The organism is Alicyclobacillus sp. SO9 (assembly GCF_016406125.1).
Classification (GTDB): Bacteria; Bacillota; Bacilli; order Alicyclobacillales; family Alicyclobacillaceae; genus SO9.
In genome coordinates this window covers 2,679,927-2,703,091 of sequence record NZ_CP066339.1, presented here as the reverse complement: position 1 = coordinate 2,703,091, position 23,165 = coordinate 2,679,927, and the positions used below count along the sequence as shown (strand labels likewise).

The following is a 23,165-nucleotide window of genomic DNA, read 5'->3' as shown; positions in this document are numbered from 1 at the left end:
GCATGAATCAAACCGCATCGCAGGCAGATTTGCAACAGAGAGCAGAAGCTATCCGCAAGCGCGTTGTCCAGTTTAGACAAGAGGAAGCAAAGGACTGGGGCGAACAAGTCGAACGCGATGAGGCCATTCCGGAAGCGTTATGGGAAAGGATGCGAGAATTAGGCTTCTTTAAGTTAACCCAACCTCAGTGGGCGGGCGGTGAAGGCCTGCCGCTGGCGTTGTATTTCCCCATCTTGGAGGAACTCGCTCACTGCCACGGCACCATTCGCATGATGTTTCACGCATATAACAGCATCTGGAGACCAATTGGCCGCGGCAGAGAGGAACAGCAGAAAGAATGGCTGCCGCGTATCGCTGCAGGAGAGGTTTTGGTTGCATTCGCTTTGACCGAACCTGATAACGGTACAGGAATTGACCTTCGGACAACAGCTGTGGAAGAAAATGGACAGTTCATCCTAAACGGGCGCAAGCACCTGATTACGTTTGCCGACAGAGCAGATATTCACGTTGTGATTGCGAAAACCAACCCGGATTTAGGGCGAGACGGCCTTACCGCATTTTTGATCCCAAAGGGGCGCAGCGGTATGAACCTTACACCGATGCCGGAAATGATGGGAGACAAGGGCTGTACGCACTCGGTCATCACGTTTGACAACTGTGTGGTTGACAAAGAAGAGGTACTCGGTGAAGTAGGTCAAGGATTTAATATCGCTCTTCGCGGGTTTCTCGACCAAAGCCGGGCCAGCATTGCACAGAGTGCGGTTGGACTCGCCCAGGAGTCCCTTGATGTTACAATTTCGCATGTTCTTACCCGTAAGACATTCGGTAAGGCTCTAGCCAGCAGGCAGGCTGTTCAAATGAGGCTGGCGGAAATGGCCACTGCGATTCAAGGTGCGCGACTTCTGTGCCTTGATGCGGCAAAACGATTTGATGCAAACGAAGACATATCCGTACATGCAGCCATGGCCAAGGCGAATGCCATTAAGATGGTCGGCTCTGTGACGGACAGCGCACTGTCGCTGTTCGGAGGCATTGGCTACGCTGTTGGCAGTCCTGTTGAACGTCTTTACCGGGATGCCCGTTCGCTGTGGCTGGAGGAAGGAACTGTGGAGATGCAAAACATGACCATTGCAGAGTCTATTCTGAGAGAAGCCAGAATGGCAAACCGCAAAGCTCAAAGAGGAGAGACTGCATAGTGAAAGCTGCTTTCTTCAGTCCAGATACCGGTTTTACGATAACGGATACAAGCCTGCCGAGAGCTGGGGTCAATGAAGCCGTGGTCCAGGTTGAGGCCTGTGGAATTTGTGGTTCTGACAAGCAACTGGTACGAGGAGAGGCACCACCACAGGGAACTGAGTTCCCTGTGGTGCTTGGTCATGAAATTGCGGGCCGAATCCATTCCGTCGTCAATGAAGACCCCGTTCATCCGCGTTGGACCCAAGGCGAGAGTGTCCTCGTGTATCCGTTTATCCCGTGCGGCGAGTGCCGCCTGTGTCAAACTGGACTCAGTCACCTCTGCTCCAAACAGCAAGTTATCGGTTATCACAGGCAAGGCGGCTTTGCAGAACAGACTGTGGTCCCCGTTTCCAATCTCATACTGCGTCCTTCCGGCATTTCTGCCAGTGCCGGGGCACTTTTAGTCGATGCTTTCGCAACCCCGTACCATGCACTGAAGCAGGGTGCACTGAGCCCTGGTGAGTGCATTCTCGTGCTGGGTGCGGGCGGCCTTGGGCTGGCAGGGCTGATGGTTGCCAAAGCGATGGGTGCAAAGCGCATCGGTTTGCTTTCGCGCCGACGCGCTGCTTTGGACAACCCTGCTGCAGATTACGCAGAAGCGCGCTTTGACGCCGGCGAAGGAGACCGACAGGTTGGCCGCCAAATTCGTCGTTGGTCGAAAGGCGGCGTCGATGTAATCCTTGATACAACAGGCTCTGGAAAGCTGATTGAGCAAGGCTTGGACTTACTGCATCCAGGGGGACGTCTGGTGATAATCGGAATGAACAGCAACGAGTTTACGCTGCCTGTGGCGAAAACCGTTCGACGAGGCATTTCGGTCATCGCGAGCTACGGTTCTACGAAACAGGACGTAGAAGAGTTGGCAGGTTTTGCACAGGACAAACGCATTCTTCCCGAGAATCTGGTAGTACAGCGAGTAGCTTTGGCTGAAGTTGCACAAGCTTTCACTATGCCCGGAAAGCCTGGTCGAACTGTGATTGTGCCTTAATCTCGAAAACTAGTCAGCGTCACGAACGAAAAAGCCTATACCACATACAACATCGCAAACTTACAAGCGAGGTCTACTATTGACGATTGGCGGCACCATTGGCGAATTTCTTTGGGAAAGTCAGGGCTAAAACGGTGTTGTCGTGCTCATATCCGGGTTTGTTCTCCTCGCATTTCTCACCTCCGCTGTACTGGTTTTCGTTTCCGATTCATAAAACAGGCCATTTGAGGGGATGTTTTCAAGTAAGAAACATCTGTGGTTTGACAATGCTTAATTTAGGTTGACCACCCTCAGGAGGCCCCTATGATTCTAAATAACAGCCAATTGCAGGAACACGCCCGGGAATTCGCCCTAACGACCGAAGTAAGACGGCGTAAGGCACTGTCCGTAAAATTCTGGCCGACATTCCGTTCGGACATGAACTTTCTGCACCGTTTTGCCGAGCAATTGACCGGTCACAGACCTGCATGTACGCAGCCGGCGGAGGATTGGCTGCTCGATCACGTTTCTTTCATTGAAACCCAAGCCCAAACTGTGGCACGAGAGTTTCCTGCAGGCTATCTTCGCAAACTTCCGAAACTGATAAAAAACGGCATGCCCCGCGTGTATGCACTGTGCAGTGACTATCTCGACCATGTCGAAGGGCACTACAACGTCGCTTCCTTTTTGGCATACATACAGGCGTACCAGGAAGTCTCGGTGCTAAAAACAGATGAATGCTGGGCTCTGCAAAACGCCATGCGCGTAGTGATTATCCATCGCTTAGCAGAAGATTTTCAGGAAGTGAGTTACCGCAACCAAGTATGCACCTCCGTGACCGGGTTGTTAGACGGACTGCGAAGTACGGCGAAGTCACTGACAGATGCTGAGATCCGCTCTTTACTCAACAAGCGAACAGGAGAGAAGCCGCTCGATCCAGCAGAGATAGTTCACTTAGTCCAACACCTGAGTGAGTGGGATGCTGACGTGAGAAGCGTCAAGGACTGGCTTTCTGCGCACATTGACAACAACGAAAACAGTCTTGAACAAATGGTTTCCTTTGAACACAGGCTTCAAAGTACACTTCAGGTCACGTGCGGAAATCTTGTCACAAGCCTGCATGTCCTCGAGCGAGAGCCGTGGCGCCCTGTCTTTACAGCCATCTCCCAAGTAGAACAAATCCTTGTAGGGAACCCTCCACACGAGTATAAACAATTGGATGAATCAAGCCGTGATTTGCTCCGCTCACGCGTAGTAGATGCTGCTAAGCAGCTAGAAGTACCGGAAACCCTTGTGGCACAAACAGCCATTCGCCTCTCAGGTAAAGGGGATGAAGGCACACTGAAGTCAGTCAAGTCGGTTCGCTCCAACGGGACTTTCATACCCCCCTCGGACACCAACTCGGTGAGACCCCGGTCAGCCAATCTGGCATACTATTTGCTCGATGCAAACGGTATGAAATCACTCCGACAAGAACTATGTCAGGTTGCTAAACCCAGGCGTCTTCCTCAGCTAACCATCAGGCGTCGCCCGTTGGCTTCTTATCTTGGTGCCATGACCGTATGGTTCGCTGTTCTGCTGGTGCTTGGTGTCCTGTGGACCACTTATGGAACGAGTCCCCGAGTTGTGTCTTTGCTCGCGGCGGCTGTCGCGCTGGTATTACCAGTAACGGAGTGGGTTGTACCATTAGTCCACAACATGATTGAACACTGTTGTAAACCGACGCCTCTCCTTAGATACGACTTTTCCAAAACAGTGCCTGATGACGCCAGAACAATGGTGACAATGCCTATCATATGGGGTGAACTCGCAGAAGTAGACGACGTCATCATGCGGCTCGAAGTTCATTATCTTGGGAACAGACAACAGAATTTGCATTTTGCCGTTTTGGCGGATTTTCCTGACTCTGATTCCGTTACACAGGCTCATGACGACCAACTAGTTGGATATGCTGCAGAAAAAATCCGACAGCTTCAGAACAAGTACGGCAAGCAAAAGTTTTTTCTCTTCCACCGTTCCCGACAGTATAACCCAGTGGACAAAGTATATATGGGATGGGAGCGCAAACGCGGTAAATTGGTAGAGTTTGCAGAACTGTTGAAAGGGAGCCGTCATACCAGTTTCACTACAATTGTGGGGGACACAGCATTGCTCGAAGAGATACGTTATGTATTCACGGTCGATCACGATACCAAACTCCCCATCGGCGTTGTCAGCCGCTTAGCTGGAACCCTTCACTTTCCATTCAACAGACCTCGTTTGAACGAAACGCAGACCCGCGTTGTGGAAGGCTTTGGGGTTTTGCAGCCGCGGATTGGCATCAGTTATGAGTCGACGCAGAAATCGAGATTTGCACGACTATGGGCCCGTGAGCCAGGCATTGATCCGTATGCCTTTGCCATCTCTAACCCATACCAGGATTTATTCGGACAGGCCATTTTCGTGGGAAAGGGAATTTTTGACGTAGATGTGTTTTACAAAACCTTGGTACAGCGCATTCCTGACAATCAGATTCTCAGTCACGACGTACTTGAAGGCGGCTTCCTGCGAACCGGTCTCACTGCGGACATTGAAGTGGTAGAGGAATACCCAACTACCATTTACGAGCATCAAATTCGACAGCATCGGTGGATTCGAGGAGACTGGCAATTGCTCAAATGGCTGGGGACACGGTGTAAAGACCGGGAGGGCAATAAGCAAAAAATTGACTTATACGGTCTTACCAAATGGCACATCGTAGACAATATGCGGCGAAGTCTGTTGTCTCCGGTATTGTTTGTTGTAGCGTTACTGGGGCTGTTTGCTTTGCCGGGACGAGAAGCAATCTGGGAAACGATTGTCATGCTGACCATTTTTCGCCCGTTCCTAGCCGGTCTTTTTCGTACGTTGACACTTCAATCTGGGGCTCGTACCCTTCATGTACTGTTTGTGCAAAACTTGTTCACGTTGCTGACGCTTCCATTTGAGGCAGTCCTGTCAATGGATGCCATATTGCGGTCATTGTTTCGCATGGCTGTAACAAGGCGCAATCTTCTGGAATGGACAACTGCAGCCCAGATGGCTAAGCGCAACAACCACAAAACAACGTTTGTCTACGAACCGGCCGGCTACATACTAGCTGGATTCTTTGTCGTGACGGCATGGCTGTGGGGTGGACGAGGTGACTTGGCTATCGGGATTGTCGCTCTATGCTTGTGGCTGTCGGCGAGACCCTTTGCAAGACAGTTAAACCTGTCTCCAATGCCGAGGGACATGACCTTTGTGAAGTCTGCCGAACCAGAGCTGAATAGATTGGCAAGAGACATTTGGAGTTTTTATAGAAAATATGTTACGGAAGAAGAATCATGGCTCCCGCCTGACAACGTCCAGTACCACCCAAAAGAGATTGTAGCGCATCGCACATCTCCCACAAATATCGGATTGTATTTGGCCTGTGTTGTAGCAGCTCAGGATTTAGGCTATATCGACATAACAGAGATGCTGGACCGACTCGAACGCTCACTGACCACTGTCGAGAAACTCGAAAAGTGGCGTGGACATCTTTTGAACTGGTATGACACTCGCGCAGCAAAAGCAATATCGCCAAGGTATGTATCGACGGTGGACTCCGGAAATCTGGTTGGATGTCTGATCGTCGTTCGTCAAGCGCTTGAGCACTTGGTATTGGAACACAAGCACACAGACCTGAGAGTGAATCGCGAGACAGTGGCTGAAAAAGCCGATTTTATCGACTGGATGCAATCCGTTACAACGAGAATTGATTCATTCATCAGAGACACTGATTTTTCCGCACTATACAACGGTTCTGAGCGGTTGTTTTCGCTCGGCTACCACGTGGATACAAAGCGTCTAGACAAGGTGTTGTACGACTTACTTGCATCCGAAGCAAGACAGACGAGCTTCATTGCCATCGCATTGGGACAGGTGCCCGTTTCACACTGGTTTACACTGGGCCGCACTATGACCCTGGCTGACGGTCATAAAACGCTCATGTCCTGGTCCGGTACAATGTTTGAATACTTGTTGCCGAATTTGTTTATGCGAACCTATCCGAATACCATCTGGGATTCAACGTACCAGGGGGTGATTAGCAGGCAACAGAGTTATGCGGACAGTCGAAAAATCCCGTTGGGGGTGTCTGAAAGCGGGTATTACGCCTTTGACTATCAGCACAATTACCAGTATCGGGCGTTTGGGGTTCCGGGGCTCGGTTTTGACAGGGGCCTCGAACAGCATGTTGTTGCGACACCTTATGCTGCTGTGTTGGCTTTGCCCTATGCCCAAACTCGGGCCCTTGCAGCACTAGCGCAGTTCGAGGAACTTGGTGCCAAGGGAGCTTACGGTTTTTACGAGGCAGTGGACTTTTCACGTCAGCGACTTCCTCGGGGCCATAAACACGAGATTGTCCAAAGTTTCATGGCTCATCATCAAGGCATGAGTATGCTTAGCATTACGAACTTGCTGAAACAAGATGTCATGGTGAAAAGGTTCCATTCGGACCTTCGCGTACAGTCTGCGGATCTACTTTTACAAGAGCGGATTCCGGAAAAGGCAGCACTAATAGAAAAACCTGTGGGACTTTCTGCCCCTGAACCCAATCTGGAACATTCGGAGGAAGAGGCACTGCGGACGTATACACATCCCACACCTACTCCGGAGGTCGATGTACTTGGCAACGGGCACATGACCAGTGTCGTGACAAATGACGGAAACGGCTACTTAGGTTGGAACGGTCATGTCATCACGAGATGGCGTGAAGACCCGGTTTTTGATACATCGGGTGTCGCTGTGTATCTGATGGACACACTGTCTGACAAGGTTTGGAGCGCTGCGTCATTCCCCTGCAAAGCAGCGCGAAACGTAACGGCTGCATTCGGACTAGACAAAGCCACCTTTGAAACTGAATACGATGGAATATCAAGTCAGTTAGACGTTGTCGTCTCTCCTGAAACTGATGCGGAGATACGCCGGCTGCGCATCACGAATCATACCCGAGACTCAAGAATTCTTGAAGTCACATCATTTCTTGAGTTGGCCCTCGCCAGCCAGGCAGCAGATAGTGCTCATCCCGCTTTTAGCAAACTGTTTGTCGAAACAAGTCATGATGCAAAGGAGCAGTGGCTTCTCGCGAAACGCCGAGCAAGAGAAGAGGACGAGCCTGAGACTTGGGCTGCGCACAGTGTCTATGCATCTCGATACGAAGCTGGAGATTACGAATTTGAAACGGACCGGGCTGCATTTATTGGCCGGGGCTGTTCACTTCGAGATCCAGGCGGCTTGACACAACGACTTCGGGGCAGTACAGGGTCTGTAGCCGATCCCGCTTTTATTATGCGCAGAACAGTACAATTACCGCCAGAGGAGAGCACCAGCATCTATTTCGTTACGGGGGTTGCAGAGAGCAAAGAAGAAGTTGTCTCGATTATGGAGACGCTGCGTGAGCCGGCTCAGGCTGACCACGCCTTTCATTTGGCGTGGATTCGGTCACAAGTCGATTTGCGACATATGCATTTAACACAGATTCAGGCCCTCTTTGCGCATTCGCTGGCTGGTCGTTTATTGTACGACGGTCCACACACAGAGTTGCGACAGGAAGCTATCTCCAATAACACACTTGGGCAGACGTCACTTTGGCCGCTGGGCTTAAGCGGCGACCTGCCGATTCTGACGGTCAGCGTTCGTAACAAGGGCGATTTGCCATTTGTAATGCAACTGGCGCATCAACACCAGTACTTGATGAAGCTGGGGTTACAGTCTGATTTAGTGGTCCTTGACGAAATCGAGGGAAGCTATCAGAACAAACTCATAGACCAACTGCGTTCAGAATTGGAATCCCGGGGTATTGCACCAATGGAACGAATCGTGGGACTGCAAGTGGAACAGTTGGAACCCTCAGAACTCACATTGTTGAAATCTGTTTCACGCGTTTACTTAAGAGCAGGAGGACCGAGCATTCACGCACAACTGCAACTGGATTTCGCTTCAATACGAATTTCGAAGACAATACCGCTTGCAATAACTGCTGCTTTGAAACCATCAACAGCCCAGTCTCCCAGTGCTGATGATACTGAATTCTTCAACGGCTGGGGTGGATTTATCGAAAATGGGAGAGCATACCAAATACACGTACATCAGGGCAAGTATTTGTCTCGCCCGTGGACAAACGTCATCACAAATCCCAACTTTGGATGCATTCTCACAGAGCTTGGCACCGGATATAGTTGGTGGCGCAATTCTCGGGAATGTAAAGTCACGCCATGGACAAACGATGCTGTGCTCGATCGCCCCGGCGAGGCACTTTATTTGCGCGACTTGGGGTCGTCTGACTTATGGTCGGCAGCCCCCAAGCCGGCAGGTGACGAAAGGCCCTACATCGTTACACACGGTTTCGGATTTACCGAAATTCACCACATTCGAACAGAGCTGTCACATACGATGAAAGTGACTGTACCCCAGCAAGACCCGCTGAAGATTATCGAACTTCAGCTTGAAAACACCAGTGATTTCCCCAAGGCACTGAGCGTGACGTACTACGCTGAGTGGGTTCTCGGCGTGATGAGGGAGCAGCAAGCCCCTTATATGTTAAGTAGCTGGGATGAAGAAACATCGTCGCTGATGGTGCGAAATCAATTCCAGGAAGACTTTCGCGACGCAGTCGGCTTTATGCACATCTCCACTTCAGCTGATGAGACGAGTACTTCCTGGACGAGCGACAGAACCAACTTTATTGGCCGGACAGGTTTCGACAGTGCGCCGGCTGCACTCTACGACAACCACCTTGATAAACAAACCGGGATTTTTTCAAACAGCTGCGGAGCGGTTCAGAAGGCCATTTCAATCCCTTCAGGAGAGAGTGTCACAGTCACAATCTTGCTTGGCTGCACAAATTCCATTGATGAAGTGCGTTCACTTGTTCGAAAGTACGACTGGAACGGCACTGTCAGGTCAATCGAAGGCCGCCCCTACTACCGTGCGCTGGCTGAAGCAAAGTCACATTGGGATGGGATTATAGGACAATTGCAAGTAGAAACACCGGATCGCAAAATGGATATCTTGCTCAATGGATGGTTATTGTACCAGGCGCAGACGAGCCGGCTATGGGCAAGAACAGCGTTTTATCAGGCTGGCGGAGCTTTTGGCTTCCGCGACCAAATCCAGGATGCTTTGGCATTTTTGCACGCTGACGCGGATATCACGCGACATCAGATTTTGTACCATGCACAGCATCAGTACGAGGAAGGAGACGTTCAACACTGGTGGCATGAGGAGACGCACAAAGGAATTCGCACGCGTTTCTCTGACGACTTATTGTGGCTGCCATACGCGGTATCAAGGTACATTTTTCAGACAGGAGACAGTGGCATCCTCGACGAGAGAATTTCGTTTTTAACAAGCGACCCGCTTGAGGATGACGAGTTGGAAAGGTATGAAGATACGGTTGTTTCAAACGAGGAAAGTTCCTTACTTGACCACTGTTTGCGAGCCATAACTCATGCAATGGAGTATGGAGAACACGGACTGCCGCTCATGGGGATTGGTGACTGGAACGATGGAATGAATCGAATCGGCGCACAAGGTAGAGGTGAGAGTGTCTGGTTGGGGTGGTTTTTGCTGGACATCTTGAAGAGGTTCGGCAGTATTGACGGCGTACCGCAAGAAGACGCAGAGAAATTGCTGCATGCTGCAGAGAAACTACAACAGAATTTGAACGAAAGTGCCTGGGACGGCGGCTGGTTTCGTCGCGCGTTTACTGATGACGGCAGATGGTTGGGGACAATTGAGAACAAGGAATGTCGTATTGATGCTATTGCCCAGTCTTGGTCTGTCCTGTCTGACGGTACCTCACAGCAACGTCAGGAACGAGCAATGCGCTCCTTTGACAGAGAACTGGTTGACAGGGAACTTAACCTTGCTCGTTTGTTGACAAAAGCGTTTGACGAAACAAATCCGAGTCCAGGCTACATTCAAGGATATCCGCCAGGTATTCGGGAAAACGGGGGACAGTACACTCATGGCGTTATCTGGAGCATCATTGCGTGGACCATCCTCAAGCGCCACGACAAAGCCTTTGAGTTGTTTTCTATGCTAAACCCTATTTCTCACACTAGTACGAAAGAAGGCGTTCAAGCCTTTGGCAATGAACCGTATGTCATGTCTGCAGATGTCTACACTGCAGCACCCCATGAGGGAAGAGCCGGTTGGTCATGGTACACTGGCGCCGCCAGTTGGATGTATCAAGCTGGGATAGAATATGTTCTTGGTATTCAAAGACAAAGTGACCGACTGTATATTCGTCCCTGTGTACCGCGCGACTGGAAGAGCTACAGCGTAAGCTACAGGTATAAGAGCAGTGTATACAATATAGAAGTTCTGTGCGTTCACAGTCATGAGGATGCAGCGAAGTGGATTATAGACCACCAACAAGAGGTCATCCAACCCTACCTGAAGTTGGATGACGACCATCAGTCACACAGCGTGAAGGTGTACGCAGCTCCCTTGTCACTCGATACTGTCGGATGAGATGTAGGGACGTGTTATAAGGGGAAATGGCAAGTTTATGCATCACCAGAACGTCTTTGCTGGCCTTTCCGCCTTGCAATGGTTACAGAGGAAGGGTACCCTCCCTCTGTAACCGGTTCGCCGTTAAAACGATAAGAGTGCCCCTAGCCGAAGCTCGGAACTTCTGCGAGACTTTGCCTCATGTTTTGTATTTTAGTGTCTGTATCCTCTTTGTCTATTCCATGTGCCGCTAGATAGATCTTCATTTTTGGCTCGGTTCCTGAGGGACGAATTGCCATCCACGATTGGTCTTTGAAAATGTATTTCAGTACATTTGATTTTGGCAAGCTTAACTGAGACTCCGCGGCATTATCAGAGAGGTGTTCGGTGTTCCGACTTATGGAATGCAGATAGTCTTCAATTCTGAGGAGCTCAAGCCCCGTCACTTGAGGCGGTGTCTTGCGCAGATTGTCCATAAACTGCGTTCTTTGTTCCTCGGCACCGCTTGCCTCAAGAGGAATACTGTAGCTGAATTCTGCATAGGTCCCGAATTGCTGAAAAAGCTCATCCAGCCTGTCTCCCAGGGTCAAACCTTGCCCTTTATAGTATGCTGCCATCTCAGCAGCTACAACGCAGGCCTGAACACCATCCTTATCTCTCACGATGTCAGACAGAAGGTATCCGTAGCTCTCCTCGTACCCCATGATAAATGGATGCTCTCCAGTTAGTTCTTCTTCCGTCGCACGATGCCCAATGTATTTAAAGCCCGTCAGAGTGTTTTCAACAGAAATATCGTAAGCCTGAGCCACAGCCTGTCCCAAGTCGGAAGTTACGATGGTTTTGAACAGCAATCCATTTTGGGGAAGAGTTCCTTCTTCACGCTGCCGTCGTAGAACAAAGTCAGCCATTAGAGCTCCAGTCTGGTTGCCGCTTAAGTGAATAAAATTACGCTCTTTGTCGCGGACAGCGATACCAACCCGGTCACAATCCGGGTCGGTGCCGAGAACCATATCTGCGTTGACTTGGTCAGCCAAATCAACTCCTAAGTTCAAAGCTTCTTCCGAACCAGGATTGGGGCTCTCTACGGTCGAGAAGTTGGGATCCGGCTGTGCCTGTTGCGTTACAATGTCAACGTGCTTGTAACCCGCAAGGTGAAGCGCTTTTCTAACAGGAATGTTCCCTGTCCCATGCAACGGCGTGTAAACAATGTGCAGTGCCTCTCTGTTTGATGGAGAGTTTGATGAAAACGACAACTCCTCCACAACCCGACGAACGTATGTGTCTCTTACACTTTCATTCGTGCGCTGTAACAGTCCATTTTTAGTGCTGTTGTCAAGAGAGGCTGTTTGAATGGAAAAGATGTCCTCTACGTCGTCCATCATCCGCCTAATTTGTTCGGTGACATCAGGAAGAAATTGGCATCCATCTGCACCGTATACCTTGTAGCCGTTATATTCCGGAGGATTGTGACTTGCAGTTATCATGACTCCTGCAGCTGCCTGCAAGTGGCGAACCGTAAAGGAGACTTCCGGTGTGGGGCATAGGTACGGCGAGACAAACGATTTGATACCGAGTGCAGCCAAGGTGAGACCTACCTGCAATGCGAATTCCTCTGACTTATGTCTGCTGTCATAGCCGACAGCGACACCCCTGGTTTTTACTTGACTGTCCAGTTGTAACAAGAACTTTCCGAGTGCCCACGTTGCTTTTCGAACTGTGTAGATGTTCATTCTATTAGGCCCTGGGCCAAGTATGCCCCTCATTCCGCCTGTACCAAACTTCAGTGATTGACCAAAATGATGACGAATCTTCTCTCTGTCACCTTGAATTTGGACAAGTTCACGGCGCAAGTCTTGCGGGAGTGTGCTTTGGTTCAGCCACTTTTCAAACTCCGCGTCTGTGTCACTGCGGTTTTGTCTTTCAACGACTCTGTTTGATTTCATTTCAAATCAGGCTCCTTTAGCATTCGGGCTGGAATACTGATTAGTGTGACGTCGTTCGTCAGTCTCTATTCCCACGCTAAGGTCACACATTGCCAACTGCTATAAAACGTAGACCAGAGACGACCCAACTATCTTCATCCCTCCTGTCTTTCCTACTAACCGACTAGTCCATGTGGATTATGGGCATTACACCACGACGGCTTTAAGATCTCATGTATCACACTTTTTATGAGTTGCTAAATTCCGCGTCATGACAGCTCAAACAAGGAAATCTCCCTAATAAACCATAAAAGTACTTGACTATGCGTTGTTACACCGTACCAAACGGATACGAAGCCCATTTGAACTAGTTCCTTTCCGGGTACGAGATAGTCCATTTGTAAATTTCAGCAGCATTGATACTAGTCATTCCTCGTGTAAGAAGTTAGCTCATTTCACGACAAGGAATGGTTCATTTCTGTCTTCTGAAGAAGGGCCGGTTGCTTCTAAACTTAGGGTATCTTCTAGAAGGGAAGTGAGAGTCATGGTCGACATGTCCAATGCCTGGCCAAACTATTATGTCGGTTTTCTGTGGCTCATAGTCTTTGTCCTGTTTATTGTTGGAAAGTACCCACACGATAAGGGAGATGACAAAAAATGAACTGGACAAAGACCCTTCGCAAGGGAGTTTCCGAGAAACTAACTTGGGATAATTTATTACCATCTGAACAACCGACATACGTTTCGTCACTCGTCTACAGTTTTGGGGTTTTTACGCTCAGCAGCCTCGTGTTTTGCGTTGCGTCAGGAGTGATTATGTCAGCTAAGGGTCCATTATGGTACCAGCACTCCAGTCTCGGCGATTTCATGCGAAGCATTCACTTTTGGAGCGTACAAGCGTTCTTCTTTTTCATGACTATGCACCTCGTTGGGCAATTTTTTATGGGAGCATGGCGAGAAGGCCGTGCAGTCACATGGGTTATCGGTGTGCTGTCATTCGGTGTATCCGTTGTCGAAGCCTTTACAGGATATCTGTCAAGAGGCGATTTCTTTGCTCAATGGAACCAAGTACAAAGTAAAGATGCGTTTAACGGAGCAGGTTTGAACGGGTTCCTAAACATTCTTAACAACGGGCAAGTGTATGGTCTGCATATTGCCGTGCTTCCCCTCATTCTAGTTGGTCTCGTCGGGTGGCATCTCTTGGCAGTTAGAAGCAAAGGCGTTGTGCCGCCATATCCGGCGCGCATTGGCAAAGAAGGTGACAGGCAATGAGTATTCTGCGATTTTCCCGCGATACGCTAAAATTTCCACAGAAGAATTTTGATATGGTGAAAGAAGGCGTTGTAAGCCTTGTTATTTCCGGAGTTTTGATTGTGGCTGTTGCCGCAATTTGGGGAGCACCATACCGACCTGCAGTAACGAATAAACAGGTCGCCACAAAGCAACCTGTACTAATTGAAAAGACCGCTTTAGGAGACCTTTCTGGGAGCGGTGACATGGCTACCTACGGGCCTCCATACAATAACGGTACTGGAAGCATTCAGTCGCTGTTTGGATTTGCCCCGCAGACTTGGTGGGGAACGCCTTACAAACTCAACACGGCCAAGGCAGACGTGTTAAATCCTTTGTCAATGCTCGCAACTGCGTCAAACAATGCGCAATTAAAGACAGCGCTCCGGACTTATACGACAGCATCGGCAAAGCAACAACAGGCTTGGAATAAGAATTATAGTAGTGCTTTGAAGACTGCGGCGGTAACCAACGGACAGGTAGAAGTTACGCCAGGAAATTATGGGCCTGTGAAAACACTTATGAGTGATGAATTGACACTCGCACAATCGGGCCTGCTTTCAGGAGCACTGAACAGACAAACGAACAACGGTGTCTATCGCTGGAATGTTCAAGACAACCTACTGTTCTTACAAGGAGATGTGCTGCATCAGGCAGCCAAGAAAATTAATATGCTCGGAGAGCAGTGGGGCATCAGTCACGATGAGCAGGCCTATCCAGGTCCCTGGTGGCTAACACCTTATACTTTCCTGTATCAGGTACCGCCCTGGTCTACGATTGCGGCGGGAGACGAGGCTGCAGCCTATACAGTTGGCCTCCTGTTCTTCCTGTTACTACTGGTACCCTTCGTTCCCGGGCTTAACAAACTGCCGCGTCTCTTGCCTGTTCATCGTCTGATTTGGCGGGATTGGTATAAACGGCTTGAAAAAGATGATACGTGCAGCCGTTGTCCTCTCCGGCAACAGTGCACACAAGAATTTAAAGGCAGGAACACTGGCACGCTGAAACCGGGCCAAACACTGGGCTGCTATCAGGCAGTATCTGCCGAAAGGCAGACTGCCGTCGGAGAAAACAGGTTTGCAAAATCATGAGACCATGCGATTTTAAGACTGGTAGGAGGCGTGAATCATGGGACAGGGAATAAAGCTTTGGATCATATGGCTTGCAGCCTTGTTTGCAGGTGTATACGGGACTGCACTGGTGTACCAAGGGATTTTCGCCGGTCAACCAAACAACTTATGGTACGGTATACCTACCTTGCTGATGGGAATCTGGGTGACCGGCAATATTTGGGCCTCGGCACGTCAAGCGTACAGACGGCAAAGAGCCGGCTCATAACACAAACTGGCAGCAGTAGTATGGGCCGTCGCAAACAAGAAGCATAAACGACAAATACATCGTACCAAGGCCGCAACAGTCATCGTCTGTTGCGGCCTTTTTTTCGTCGATGTACAATACTGTACGGGTACAATATGTAGAGACCACTGTGCAAATGCTTTGCCTGGCCAGCACAGTGGTCCCGACACCCAAGTCGGTGTCATTATTATTTTAAATCATTGCATGTCTGAATGACAATAGTTTTGAACTTTTTTTGATGTGAATTTGATCTTTCTATAGATCACCTTCACAAGACCACTGCCGCACAAGTCGCACACGGCATCATTGACGTGTTTCAGAGAGAAGGCTACCATACATACTGCACCAGGTTGATAATTTGGTTTTCATCGGCCGGCAAAGTAGAACATTGGCCAAAATCACGTGATAGAAGCGGCTTTCGGTTGAGCGCGTTGCGATGGTCCGACGATGGTCCGACGATGATCCGACTATGAAAGGAGCACTACGTATGTCCAGTAAAACGCTTGAGTCTTTTTTGAAGGAAAATCTCGCAGAATTGAAGGAACAGGGCCTGTACAATGTGATTGATACTTTGGAAAGCTCCAACGGTCCAGTCATCAAGATTCACGGAAAAGAGCTCATTAACCTATCCTCAAACAATTATCTGGGCCTTGCGACAGACGAAAGACTAGTAAGCGCTTCCATCCAAGCTACACAAAAGTACGGTGTCGGTGCCGGTGCTGTGCGTACCATTAACGGTACATTAGAAGTCCATGATAAGCTTGAACAAAAGCTTGCTGAATTCAAACATACCGAGGCCGCCATTGCCTTTCAATCCGGCTTTAACTGTAATATGGGCGCGATTTCCGCAGTAATGGATAAGAACGACGGTATTCTTTCGGACGAATTGAACCATGCATCAATTATTGACGGCTGTCGCTTGTCGAGAGCAAAGATTATACGATTCAATCACTCCGACATGGCTGACTTACGGGCAAAGGCAAAAGAAGCCAAGGAATCTGGGCAATACAATAAACTGATGGTGATTACGGACGGCGTCTTTTCCATGGACGGAGACATCGCCAAATTACCCGAAATTGTCGAGATTGCTGAGGAATTTGACTTAATTACATACGTCGATGACGCCCACGGATCAGGAGTACTCGGAAATGGCGCTGGAACTGTCAAACACTTTGGACTGTCAGATCGCATCGATTTCCAAATTGGAACTCTGTCAAAAGCAATTGGCGTAGTCGGGGGATACGTTGCCGGACGCAAGGATTTGATTGACTGGCTGAAAGTGCGTGCTCGGCCCTTTCTCTTCTCCACTTCACTGACACCGAGTGCCGCTGCTGCCTGTACCGAAGCAGTTGATATCCTTCTGCACAGCAGTGACCTGCAAAACCGTCTCTGGGATAATGCAAACTACTTCAAACGAGGATTAAAGCAGATTGGCTTTGATATTGGTCACAGTGAAACTCCAATCACGCCTTGTATCATTGGCGACGAAGTTCTGACGCAACAGTTTAGCAAGCGTCTGTATGAAGAGGGCGTCTATGCGAAGTCCATTGTCTACCCAACTGTACCCAAAGGCACGGGCCGCGTTCGCAATATGCCTACTGCAGCCCACTCTCGGGAGCTTTTGGATAGGGCGCTGGCCATCTACGAGAAGATTGGCAAAGAGCTACATATTCTGAAGTGAGTCTTTCAAAATTACGCAGCAACGGGGTGCAAACATGAAAAGAATTTTGGTGACTGGGGCACTGGGCCAAATCGGGTCGGAATTGGTACAGCAACTTCGAAACACCTATGGAGCAGACAATGTCGTAGCTTCTGACATTCGTGCCAAAAGCGGACAAGAAGCACAGATTGGGCCGTTTGAGGTTCTCGATGTCACCGACGGAAAGCGAATGGCACAGGTTGTGAAGCAATACAACGCCGACGCAATCATCCATTTGGCAGCCTTGTTATCTTCCACAGCGGAGACAAAACCTCAATTAGCGTGGAATTTGAACATGGGCGGTCTGGTTAATGCACTTGAGGTTTCAAGAGAGTTGGGGTGTCAACTGTTTTCTCCAAGTTCGATTGCCGCCTTTGGACCCGACACACCGAGAATTTTCACGCCTCAAGACACAATTCAGAGACCGACAAGTATGTATGGTGTGACAAAAGTCGCGGGAGAACTTCTGTGTGACTACTACTATCAGAAATTTGGCGTTGACACTCGCGGGCTGCGGTTTCCAGGTTTAATCTCATATGTCGCTCCCCCTGGGGGCGGTACAACCGACTACGCCGTAGAGATCTACTATGAAGCTGTCCGCAACGGGCGTTACACGTCCTACATTGCTCCAGGTACGTTCATGGACATGATGTACATGCCCGACGCACTGGACGCTGTGGTAAACTTAATGGAGGCTGATGCTTCAAGATTGAAGCACCGGAATGCTTTTAATATTTCGGCTATGAGCTTTGCACCGGAACAGATTGCTCACGCTATTCAGCAACATATTCCGGACTTTCGGATGGATTATGAGGTTGATCCCGTTCGCCAATCTATTGCGGACAGTTGGCCCGATTCTATTGACTCCTCTCAGGCAGCCGAGGAATGGGGATTTAAAGCAAAGTATGACTTAGAACGAACCACGAAGGATATGCTTTCCAAACTCCGGAGCAAACTGCACGTAGGTCAACAGTCGTAGCAAACGCAGTTGTAACTTAGACAGTCATCAAGCAGCCGATTCATCTCGGCTGCTTCTTCGAATCTAAAGCAGAGGAGACTGGAACGATGGATGTAAAGTATCCAATTGGTCGTGCGAAGCTTCCCGAAGGGATTACAAGCGACGATATTGAACGTTGGACAAGTGAAGTAGAAGATGCGCCGGCGCAACTGCGTGCGGCCGTGAATGGACTGAGTGCCGGACAACTGGATACTCCGTATCGTCCTTTAGGGTGGACTGTTCGACAGGTAATTCATCATCTGGCCGACACGCATGTTAATACGTATTTGAACTTCAAACACGCATTGACGGAAGAGACACCCGTCATGCCCGCAACAGACATCAACCGCTGGGCAAATCTCTCGGATTCTGTGCAGGGGGATATGAATCTGTCTCTGGATTTGTTTGCTTCGATACAAATGCGTTGGGCCTTGTTGCTAAAGACCATGTCGCTGTCTGACTTTGAAAAAACAATGCTGCATCCAAGCGGTGAACACCGTCCGCTGTGGCGCCTGCTGGGAACCTATGCTTGGCACAGTCAACACCATACCGCTCACATTACGGAGCTTCGCAAAAGTCGAGGCTGGGTGTAGTTGATATCCTGCGGCGCAAGAAGTCTTTTTTTCGATTCACAAACATACACATGCAAACAGCTATAGAACTGTGTCTCTGATACAGGAGGTGTGTTCGTGAGTCGCGTTTTGCGTGTAACGTCCACCGTGCTGGTCGCTGTCTCCACGGCTCCGCTTCCGAGCCACGAGCTTCAGACGCAACCTGCGTACAGTCAGGGCAGGCAGGAGAAATCGACGAACTCGCGGCAACGTTTGGCGCTTCAACGCAGGTACCTTCTACAGAAAGTGCCTGTGGCGACAAAAACCAGCATTATCTACGCATTGTCGGATAATCGGATGGTTAGAATGTCGCAGAGTCAAACGCTGGTAGCAGAACCACACAAGAAATCAAAACCAGCGAATAAGGCCAAGGTTACGGTTACAAAGTCGGGCAGTACAACCAAGAAGCATTCCGACAAAGACTCTCAGCCTCAACCTTCCGTAAAGCCTCTGGCGGTTCACAAGCCAGTCAGCAGGGGAACCAGCTTTGAAAGCTTAACCCGCAGTCATTCCAATGAAGGGGTAAGGATTGCGAAATACGCGCTTACATTTGTGGGCAAACCCTATAGATGGGGTGGGGAAAGTCCGGCTGGATTTGATTGCTCCGGTTTGGTACAGTACGTCTACCGTCACTATCATATCGGTCTGCCGCGCACTTCCTACGCCCAATTCAAAGTAGGAAGATGGGTGGCAGAGAGTCACCTACATCCAGGCGATCTTGTTTTCTTCTCAACCGACAACGGCGGCGCTTCCCATGTGGCTATCTACGTTGGAAACGGGCTCATTGTTCAGTCTCTCAATCCTTCAACTGGAGTGATTGTCAGCCACTTAGACAATCCATACTACAGGTCAAGGTTTGTCGGTGCGCGGCGTCCATGGTAGTTATTCTTCTGAAACTTACAAATGTCTCTCAAGAAAAAATAGATACTTAGGATTCATATTATATAAGCGTTGCAGAACGGCAGGGACTTGCTGCGGATCTTCCCAGTCGGTCTGCTTGACGCTGTCTTCAACTGGAGTAATACGATATTCCGCGTCCTTCCATACGACCCCTTTTGTGAGTTCTGTCCACGAAAAACGATTCAGCGCCGCCCGAAAGCGATTGTGATTCGCGCTGGTCGAGTATAGCTGAAATTTCTTGTTACTGTACAACACAACAACCCCAGAGGGCTCGAACACATAATCACCAGGTTCTTCTACGGAGAGAACAAATATATCTTCAACTTTCGTCGCCACACGATTGCCTCCTACTTTGTACATCCACCAGTCATGAACCAATCCTATGATGAATGAATACGTTGAGGAAGTAAAGTGCTCAGGATGCATCCACCTTGGGGAGGATTTTCATGGATTATCAAGATGTATTGGCTCTAGTCGGCGCCTCAAGTGCACACCCAGGAGGTATGAAGTCAACGCTGTATTGGATGGACCAGCTTCCATTAGAAGAATCCATCAAAGTCCTTGAAGTCGGTTGCGGAACCGGTCGCACTTTGACTCACTTGTGCAAAGTCTACGGCTGTCAGGGAACCGGAGTTGATGTTAGGTCGTCGATGATTGCAAAGGCCAAACAAAGGTCTGATGCACAAGGTGTTCAGATTGAATGGAGAGTAGCGGATGCTACGGCGTTGCCGTTTGAAAATGGCGCGTTCGACATTATCGTGACTGAGTCTGTCAATGTGTTCATAAGAGACATTTCTACGGCCCTCGGCGAGTACTTGAGAGTTCTTAAGCCAGGCGGCATTTATCTGGACGTTGAAATGACACTTATGGCACCAGTCGATGAAAAATGGAAAGAAGGAGTGAAAAAGGTCTACGGAGCCGAATTTGTCCCAGGGATGAAAGGTTGGAAACAGAAGTTCCGTGACAGCGGTTTTAAGACTGTCAGAATTATTCATTCACAACCTATTAGTCCAATGGATATGATGAGCGCGGGTGCCGAAGTGCCAGACCTTCTGGACCTTTCAACACCGGGTTCGTTCCAAGACCCAAGTGTTCTTGAAGTGTTGCAGGCAAATTCGAATTGGATGGATCAGCATTTCCGGGAACTTGGTTTCGCTGTCATTACGGCTGAAAAAGCCCCTGCGTGACTGCTCGCTGTCAGGGGTTCAATCGAATTGGACTGAAGTTTACGAAATCAGCACTGACTAAGCGATATGTAACTCCATTTTGTTCTCCTTCAAAGGCAAACCGATGGGTTGGACCGTGTAAATGACCGTAAATGCAGACTTTTACATTGTAGCTCTCTAGTATTTCTGTGAATTCGGTCTGATGGTTATTTGAACTGCAAGGTGGATAGTGCAGCATTGCAATAATGGGCATGTCCAACTTGGATGCCGCAGTCAATGATAAACGCAGACGCTCAAGTTCACGGCGGAAGATAGGTTCATCGTTCACATCAAATTGCGGATGTGACGGAAGCAGCCACCCTCTGGTGCCGCAAATTGCATACCCTTCGGCAACCACGGCATCGTTTTGTATGGCAGTCTGGTTCGTTGCAAGAGTTTGCCGCAGTCGAGTGATGCCATGCCACCAGTAGTCATGATTACCTCTTATCATTATCTGATGTCCCGGAAGGCGCGCCATCCATTCAAGATCTGGTACTGCCTCGTCCAACGTCATGCCCCACGACAAGTCTCCAGGGAGAAGAACGGTGTCATTGTTATTGACCACGGTTCTCCAATTGGCTTCAATTTGTTCCGTATGATGTTCCCAAGTTTGTCCAAAAATATCCATGGGTTTATCGACGAATAAGGATAGATGCAAATCTCCAAGTGCATATATTGGCATTTCTCTGCTCCCTTCCATTGTCATCATAGCACGTGGCTGTATTTCAGAAAAATGCCCGTGTCATACTTTCCGCTGAGAGTTGTAAACCAACCGACCGGCCTGTCCGGAAGAGCCGTTCTTGTTTCCCTAATGCAGCCATTCTCTACAGAACGTAATGGTCCATCTGAACAAATAAGCGTACAGTTACAGCAGCTTTCGGAAAGGGCTGAACTCATGAACGAAAACACCTCGAAGCAGTTGACCGACGAGCAGTCCCGCATTGTGCTGCAGTCGTTTCAAACGATGAGTGTCTTTGCGGCTCCTGGCAGCGGTAAGACAACAGTCCTAACCGAACACATTTTGTTTCAGCTGCGGCAGAGTCTGTTGCAGCCGGCGGAAGTCATGGCAGTAACTTTTACGAAACAAGCGGCAAAGGAAATGGCGTCTCGACTTGCAAGCAACTGGAAGGAGCCAAACCGAGTCCGTCTCGAAGCGGTTCACATTGGCACCTTCCATTCGCAAATGTTCGGACTGCTTTTGGCGAAAAATCCAAATATCCCGGTATTGCTGGACCCGGCGGAACAGTTTCAAATGATGAAAACAGCGTTGCAGCTTCAATCTCTTCCCGACTCAGTACAACACGTTCACAAAGCGCTTATGAGGTCGTCCAAACTTAAGTCGCAGTGGCCAGTTAAAAACGACCAGAACAAGCAAAACCGAAGACTGCTGCAGGAATATGAAACGTTGAAAAGCCGTTCACACCGTTGGGACTTCGACGATATCCTCGTTCACGCCTGCCTGCTCTTTGACAACGAAGCCGCAGACAGCCCACAGCTTCCCGTACGATATATTCTTGTCGATGAGTTTCAGGATACGAATGACATACAATGGGAGATTCTTACGCGTATGGTGAAGTCACTGGATGCTAAGCTGTTTGTCGTGGGGGATGATGACCAGAGCATATATGGATTCAGAGGAGCAAACCCCGCATGGCTGGTAGACTTTAAACGTTGGTACCCGGAGTCGCTCTCGTTCACTCTGACTGTCAATTTCAGGTCTGACAGGGAAATCATTCGAACGGCTGCATCCCTGATTGAGCACAATCAACGGCGCCGGAGCAAGACTATAGTCGGACACAGCAGTCAGAAGGGAATTGTACAAACAGTTATTTGGGAGTCAGAGGAACAAGAGGCAGCCTCTGTTGCAAGGTGGATTAAAGAAAATGTCAACAGCGGTACGTTGGCAGTTCTTGCACGAACGCGAAAGCAATTGGAACAAACCTGGTCTTTGCTGCCAAAGCGTTGTCAACAGGTTGTTGAATTCCGAACCTTTCATGACGCGAAGGGAAAAGAGTGGGATACCGTCCATATCGTTGGAGCCGTTAAACTAAACCCCTATCTTTCAGAGAATCCCACTTCAGTGGCAGACCTAGAAGAAGAGCGACGTTTGTTCTACGTAGCGATTACCAGAGCTCGCCACAGTCTTTATATCCATTCGCCGACTCGCGTGCAAAGAAATAAGACAAGGCCGTCCGTGTTTATCACTGAATGTGCGTTTCAGAAAGTGTGAAGGATAAGCCAGTGAAATGGGTGCAGTTCCGGAAACATCGACACCTAGTCATTTCGTTTTATTTATGATATAGTAGCATTCGTTCGCTAAACACTTGCGGGTGTGGCGGAATTGGCAGACGCACCAGATTTAGGTTCTGGCGGGAGACCGTGGGGGTTCGAGTCCCTTCACCCGCACCACTGAATGGACGGAAGCTCCGTCCATTTTTTCGTTCTGCAAAATTTGTTTGTATTTCTTTACCGGATCTTTGCTG

General features: G+C 49.3%; 15 protein-coding genes and 1 tRNA gene. 13 read left to right on the top strand and 3 right to left on the bottom strand.

Features of this window, described 5'->3' with window-relative positions; all coding sequences use genetic code 11:
• The first annotated feature begins 2 nt into the window (after positions 1 to 2).
• The 3 genes from GI364_RS12480 to GI364_RS12470 all read left to right on the top strand — a co-directional run bounded on the left by GI364_RS12480 (position 3) and on the right by GI364_RS12470 (position 10,723).
• A complete protein-coding gene (locus tag GI364_RS12480; protein WP_198853986.1) occupies positions 3 to 1,196 on the top strand; it encodes an acyl-CoA dehydrogenase family protein in 1,194 nt (397 codons plus the stop codon).
• A complete protein-coding gene (locus GI364_RS12475; RefSeq protein ID WP_198849628.1) occupies positions 1,196 to 2,224 on the top strand; it encodes an alcohol dehydrogenase catalytic domain-containing protein in 1,029 nt (342 codons plus the stop codon). The genes GI364_RS12480 and GI364_RS12475 overlap by 1 nt, the downstream gene beginning before the upstream one ends.
• A gap of 303 nt (positions 2,225 to 2,527) precedes the next feature.
• Positions 2,528 to 10,723 carry a glycoside hydrolase family 94 protein gene (locus GI364_RS12470; protein WP_198849627.1) on the top strand — a complete coding sequence of 2,732 codons (8,196 nt, stop codon included), beginning with the start codon at positions 2,528 to 2,530 and terminating at the stop codon, positions 10,721 to 10,723.
• Positions 10,724 to 10,866: 143 nt separating this feature from the next.
• Here GI364_RS12470 and GI364_RS12465 read toward each other — a convergent pair whose 3' ends face one another.
• Positions 10,867 to 12,645, bottom strand: a complete 1,779-nt coding sequence (locus tag GI364_RS12465; protein WP_198849626.1) for a phospho-sugar mutase — start codon at positions 12,643 to 12,645, stop codon at positions 10,867 to 10,869.
• 636 nt (positions 12,646 to 13,281) lie between these two features.
• On the opposite strand from GI364_RS12465, the gene GI364_RS12460 reads away from it, so the two are divergent.
• From GI364_RS12460 to GI364_RS12430, 7 genes are all read left to right on the top strand, one after another.
• On the top strand, positions 13,282 to 13,896 hold the full coding sequence (locus tag GI364_RS12460) for a cytochrome b N-terminal domain-containing protein (protein ID WP_198849625.1): 615 nt from the start codon (positions 13,282 to 13,284) through the stop codon (positions 13,894 to 13,896).
• Positions 13,893 to 15,005 (top strand): hypothetical protein, encoded by a 1,113-nt coding sequence (locus tag GI364_RS12455; RefSeq protein WP_198849624.1) that lies wholly within the window; start codon positions 13,893 to 13,895, stop codon positions 15,003 to 15,005. The genes GI364_RS12460 and GI364_RS12455 overlap by 4 nt, the downstream gene beginning before the upstream one ends.
• Positions 15,006 to 15,042: 37 nt before the next feature.
• Positions 15,043 to 15,252: a hypothetical protein gene (locus GI364_RS12450; protein ID WP_198849623.1), complete on the top strand. Its 210-nt coding sequence runs from the start codon at positions 15,043 to 15,045 to the stop codon at positions 15,250 to 15,252.
• Positions 15,253 to 15,757: 505 nt separating this feature from the next.
• A complete protein-coding gene (locus tag GI364_RS12445) occupies positions 15,758 to 16,951 on the top strand; it encodes a glycine C-acetyltransferase (RefSeq protein ID WP_198849622.1) in 1,194 nt (397 codons plus the stop codon).
• 34 nt (positions 16,952 to 16,985) lie between these two features.
• On the top strand, positions 16,986 to 17,948 hold the full coding sequence (locus GI364_RS12440; protein ID WP_198849621.1) for an L-threonine 3-dehydrogenase: 963 nt from the start codon (positions 16,986 to 16,988) through the stop codon (positions 17,946 to 17,948).
• Between the two features lie 86 nt (positions 17,949 to 18,034).
• The gene (locus GI364_RS12435) at positions 18,035 to 18,559 is read left to right on the top strand and encodes a YfiT family bacillithiol transferase (protein ID WP_198849620.1); all 525 of its coding nucleotides are present in this window, start codon (positions 18,035 to 18,037) and stop codon (positions 18,557 to 18,559) included.
• 96 nt (positions 18,560 to 18,655) lie between these two features.
• A complete protein-coding gene (locus GI364_RS12430; RefSeq protein WP_198849619.1) occupies positions 18,656 to 19,459 on the top strand; it encodes a C40 family peptidase in 804 nt (267 codons plus the stop codon).
• A gap of 15 nt (positions 19,460 to 19,474) precedes the next feature.
• Here GI364_RS12430 and GI364_RS12425 read toward each other — a convergent pair whose 3' ends face one another.
• The gene (locus GI364_RS12425) at positions 19,475 to 19,813 is read right to left on the bottom strand and encodes a hypothetical protein (RefSeq protein ID WP_198849618.1); all 339 of its coding nucleotides are present in this window, start codon (positions 19,811 to 19,813) and stop codon (positions 19,475 to 19,477) included.
• A 110-nt stretch (positions 19,814 to 19,923) separates the two neighbouring features.
• On the opposite strand from GI364_RS12425, the gene GI364_RS12420 reads away from it, so the two are divergent.
• Entirely contained in the window at positions 19,924 to 20,664 is a 741-nt protein-coding gene (locus GI364_RS12420) for a class I SAM-dependent methyltransferase (RefSeq protein ID WP_198849617.1), read from the top strand.
• Between the two features lie 10 nt (positions 20,665 to 20,674).
• On the opposite strand, the gene GI364_RS12415 is transcribed toward GI364_RS12420, so the two are convergent.
• Complete coding sequence (locus GI364_RS12415; RefSeq protein ID WP_198849616.1) at positions 20,675 to 21,364, bottom strand: metallophosphoesterase; 690 nt, start codon at positions 21,362 to 21,364, stop codon at positions 20,675 to 20,677.
• 213 nt (positions 21,365 to 21,577) lie between these two features.
• Here GI364_RS12415 and GI364_RS12410 point away from each other — a divergent pair, with 213 nt between their 5' ends.
• A complete protein-coding gene (locus GI364_RS12410) occupies positions 21,578 to 22,912 on the top strand; it encodes an ATP-dependent helicase (protein ID WP_198849615.1) in 1,335 nt (444 codons plus the stop codon).
• Positions 22,913 to 23,008: 96 nt separating this feature from the next.
• A tRNA-Leu gene (locus tag GI364_RS12405) sits at positions 23,009 to 23,091 on the top strand.
• Positions 23,092 to 23,165 lie beyond the last annotated feature (74 nt).

Bases quoted from the DNA above. Each gene is read 5' to 3' on its own strand.
- GI364_RS12480 (WP_198853986.1), top strand. From the start codon at position 3: ATGAATCAAACCGCATCGCAGGCAGATTTGCAACAGAGAGCAGAAGCT.
- GI364_RS12470 (WP_198849627.1), top strand. From the start codon at position 2,528: ATGATTCTAAATAACAGCCAATTGCAGGAACACGCCCGGGAATTCGCC.
- GI364_RS12465 (WP_198849626.1), bottom strand. From the start codon at position 12,645: ATGAAATCAAACAGAGTCGTTGAAAGACAAAACCGCAGTGACACAGAC.
- GI364_RS12460 (WP_198849625.1), top strand. From the start codon at position 13,282: ATGAACTGGACAAAGACCCTTCGCAAGGGAGTTTCCGAGAAACTAACT.
- GI364_RS12455 (WP_198849624.1), top strand. From the start codon at position 13,893: ATGAGTATTCTGCGATTTTCCCGCGATACGCTAAAATTTCCACAGAAG.
- GI364_RS12450 (WP_198849623.1), top strand. From the start codon at position 15,043: ATGGGACAGGGAATAAAGCTTTGGATCATATGGCTTGCAGCCTTGTTT.
- GI364_RS12445 (WP_198849622.1), top strand. From the start codon at position 15,758: ATGTCCAGTAAAACGCTTGAGTCTTTTTTGAAGGAAAATCTCGCAGAA.
- GI364_RS12440 (WP_198849621.1), top strand. From the start codon at position 16,986: ATGAAAAGAATTTTGGTGACTGGGGCACTGGGCCAAATCGGGTCGGAA.
- GI364_RS12435 (WP_198849620.1), top strand. From the start codon at position 18,035: ATGGATGTAAAGTATCCAATTGGTCGTGCGAAGCTTCCCGAAGGGATT.
- GI364_RS12420 (WP_198849617.1), top strand. From the start codon at position 19,924: ATGGATTATCAAGATGTATTGGCTCTAGTCGGCGCCTCAAGTGCACAC.
- GI364_RS12415 (WP_198849616.1), bottom strand. From the start codon at position 21,364: ATGCCAATATATGCACTTGGAGATTTGCATCTATCCTTATTCGTCGAT.
- GI364_RS12410 (WP_198849615.1), top strand. From the start codon at position 21,578: ATGAACGAAAACACCTCGAAGCAGTTGACCGACGAGCAGTCCCGCATT.